This is a genomic window from Streptomyces sp. NPDC044061, from assembly GCF_056434305.1.
In genome coordinates, this window is sequence record NZ_JBWKFL010000136.1 from 1 (window position 1) to 3,968 (window position 3,968).

A 3,968-nucleotide genomic window follows, 5' to 3' on the forward strand; every position below is an offset into this window, starting at 1 on the left:
CCGTCGCAGCCGAAGTAGAACCGCGTGCCGTCCGGACGCAGCAGCGTCCACGCGTCCGTGACCGGGTCCTTCGTCGGGGTGCAGTCCAGGCCCGCCTTCATGGTGATCCGGTAGTGGACGCCCGCGGGGGCCTTCCACGTGCCGTCGGCCTGCTTGGTGAAGACGTGCGTGGTGCCGTCACCGTCGGGCAGGCGGATCTCCGACGCGTTCTGAACCGGGTTGGGGTGGAAGTCCAGTGCCGCGCCGAGCCGGATGGGCCCGCCCATCTGCGCCGACCAGCCCGCGCCCGCGCCACCCGTGGTGTTGTCGGTGTCCAGCGAGTTGTACGCGAACCGCGCGAACGTCGTCAGACCACGGCCCGGGTTGCTGAACGCGTTGTACGACCACACGGTGTTGCCGGAGGCGAGGTTGTTCATCACCGTCGAGCCGGCGCCCGTGTTCTTGCCGGTGTAGTTGTAGAACTTCTCCAGGCCCAGCGTGTCCGAGGTGGGATCCTCCACCGCGACGTTCTGCTTCAGCGTCGGGATGCCGCCGGTGCCTGCCGACAGCCAGCTGCCGTCGGAGACCTTCTTGACGTCCCAGCCGAGTACGTACTTGGTGCGCTTGCTGCCCGAGTCCGAGTTGATCGGCGTCTTGACCTGCGCCTGGACCGTCGTCGACTGGCCCGGGGACAGCGGCGGGATCGCCGTGGAGAGCTGGTTGCCGCCCGTCGTCGCGTCCGTGCCGTCGGGGAGCTGCCAGGTGTACGACAGGACCCGCTCACCGCTCGCCCACGCGCTCGACGTGGTGTTGGTGACCGTGAAGTCCACCGTGTAGGTGGAGTTCGGGGTCATACGGGCGGGCGTCTGCGGGGCATAGTACGTGTCGTCCGTGGTGGAGTCGACGTAGATGACGCGCAGCAGCGGGCCGATCTGCGGGTCGGCGGCCTCCGAGGCCAGGAACATGGTCTGCTCCTGGGGGCCGGTGGAGGTCTCGTCCTTCAGCTTGATCAGGGCGCCGTGGTTGGAGGACGGTGTCTTGGTCCAGCCCTGGGTGAGGGAGGTCGCGTCCCACCAGTGACGGCCGACGTCCGAGACCGTGCCGACGGTGTCGGAGACGGTTCCGGAGTAGTCACCGCCCGCCGTGGTCCATGCCGTACCCGTCGCGGAGCTGTTCCAGGTGGCCTGGGTCTCGTTGAAGTCCTTGTTCAGGCCGTGGAGTTCGTAGATCGCGCCGTTGGTCTGGGTGGTGGTCTCCGCGCCCCACATGAAGAGGCGGGACTCCAGCACCGTGGCGGTGGTGGGTATCGCGCTGGTCGGGAACTTCATGACCGCGCGGGTCTTCTCGGTGGAGTTCGTGGGCGTGTTGTTGCCCACGCTCAGCCACTTCTGGCCCACGCCGTCCCGGCTGATGGTGTCCAGGTTGGTGGTCGGCACAGCGGAGGACAGGGTGGTGTCCGTGACGCTGGCCGCGGTGCCCTGGATGAGGCGCATCGTGCGGCCCGCCTTCGGCACGCCCACGATACGGGTCGGCGAGCCCAGCAGCTGGCCGTCCTTCGTCTTCACCACCAGCTGGTAGTAGTACGACCGGCCGATCTCCACCGACGATGAGTCCGGCGTCGGGGTCGCGGTGGTGTCCGTGTAGGCGGTCGCCGACTTGTCGACCGGCGCCACCAGGGTGGCCGCGGACGGGGTGAACGCCTGCTGCGTCGAGCGGTGCAGCTGGTACTCGGCGATGTCCAGGCTCGGGTCGCCGGTGGTGTTCGAGTACGCCTTCCAGCTCAGCTCCGGACCAGTGGAGTGAACGATGGTCGGCGAGTTGAGGGTCGTACCGACCTTGCCGTACGTCACCGTCAGCCGCGGGATCGTGGAGGTCTCGCCGCCGTAGTCGCCGTCACCGGACTCGTAACGCGGACCGCCGACCGGGCCGGCCGTCGACTCGTCGGCGGTCTTCAGCACGAACCCGTTGTTGACCGAGGAGCCGTCCAGCCACTGCTGGACCGTGTCGGTCACCGGGAACTTGTGCCACTGGCTGTACTCGCCGATGTCCTTGTTGATCATCGCCGGGTTGGTGAAGCGGACCGCGTCCGCGATCACGGTAGTGGTCGCGGAGGCCGGGCCGTCGCCGAGGACGACCTTGCCCGCCGATCCCGCCGCGAAGTCGATCTGCGCGCCGTTCGCCAGCGGGGCCCAGACACCGTTGGTACCGGACTGCTGGTTCACCGTGTAGGTGGTGGATCCGGTCTTGGACGTCACCGTGTATGGGGCGTTGGTGGCGCGGTCGGTGGCCGCGACATAGTGCACGTCGACCTGGTAGGTGCCCGCGTCCTTGATGTTCGGCTGCCAGGTGTAGCTGTCCCCGGCCACCGCGTCTTTGTTGTAGCGGTAGTCACCGCCGATGCCGTACTGCGCGAGCGAGGACGTCGACACCGGCCACGAGCCGGTGGCCGCCGTGGTGCCCGCGTCGCCGTCGTCCACCGTGTAGCTGGTGCCGGACAGCTCACCGACCAGGGAACTGGTGTTGTTCCAGGTGGCCGTCGACTCGTCCCAGGCACCGGTCGCGCGGTGCACCTCGACCGGAACCTTGGTGCCGCCGCCGTCGTGCGCGTTGTCGAAGTACATCTCCAGACGCGCCGAGTCGATCTTCGAGCCCGAGGGGATCTCGCTCAGCGGGAACTTGACCAGGGAACGGGCCGTACCGGTGGCCGTACGGCCCACCGACAGCTTCCACGAGGTGTTGAAATTAGTCGCCGCCTGGTCCGACAGGACCATCGTGTCCTGCGAGTCCGTCGGCGACGGCGCGATCGTGATCGTCGGGTCGATCACCACCGGGTACCGGCGGTCCTTCGACGCCAGCCACTTCGCGTCCGGAGCGACCGTCAGCTTCCAGGACTTACCGTCCCGGGTCAGCTTCTGGGAGACCTTCGTGCTGTAGGTCCGCCCGAAGACCGACCGGTCCGCCTTCTTCGCGTCCGTCATGAACGGCGCCGGAATCACCATCACCGGCGTGTGCGGCAACATGCCGTACAGCGCGATCGACCCGTCCTTACGGGCCTTGGGCACCAGGCCGTCCGTGTCCAGGGTGAAGGTGAACTTCACCGGACCGGCGGGCCGTTCGGCCAGGGTGATGTTCTCCTTCACCCGGCCGGGTCCGACGCCGTACTCCAGGTCCGCCCCGTGCACGGCGTCCTTGTAGGCGACCGTGGAGCCCTTCACCCGGGGCTTCAGCGCCCCGGCGCCCTCGAGGCCGAGCGTGACGGTCCGTCCGTCCGGCGACTGGAAGCGCACCAGGTGGCCGGCGTCCGAGCCGAACCAGCTCCGGCCCTCGTTGCTCGTGTTGCCGTACTTGAAGCCCTTCGCCGTCGATGCGTGAACGGCCGTGTCGATCGGCTTCCAGGTCGCCTTCCTACCGGCCCCGGAGCGGTACGACGTCGGTACCGCCGACAGCTCCGCCTCGACGCGGCCGTCGGACAGCTGCCAGTAGCGGGCCGTCGAAGTGCGCCTGCTCTTCAGCTCCTTGACCCGCTTCGCCTTCGGCGCCTGCTTGCCCCTCGGCAGCCTCTGCCGGTCGGCCACGTCCAGCTCGTCGTGCGACGGCGGCTTGGCGAGCTTGTTGCCGTCGTCGTCCGTGAACCACGCCTTGACGGAGTCGATCACGCCCTTGCCGTGTCCGCCGGAGCCCGCGCCGGACTCGCTCGCGGCATAGGCCATCTGCGGTAGCACGGCACTCACCACCGCTGACACGGCAAGGCAGGAGATCAATCTCCCATATCGGACTTTCACGTCCAACGCCCTTTCTCGGCGGCGTCCCGAATTCGGGCACGCCGAACCTCCGGCAGGATTCCCTGGCCGGATTCTGTGAACTTGGGCCCGACTTGTAGTCAGTAATCTTTTTGCCTGTCAATTGCTCACTCAAAAGGGGCACTTGACTGCAGAGACACGCGTAGTCGGGATATTCCCGGTCAGCGATTCGCCCGATTCTTCCGCTCG

Annotated in this window: 1 protein-coding gene; it reads right to left on the reverse strand. The window is 67.7% G+C overall.

Annotated elements, in window-relative coordinates; all coding sequences use genetic code 11:
• A partial coding sequence (locus tag AC07CM_RS50460) for a DNRLRE domain-containing protein (protein ID WP_478883296.1) occupies positions 1-3,689 on the reverse strand: 3,689 nt, incomplete at its 3' end.
• Positions 3,690-3,968: the final 279 nt, after the last annotated feature.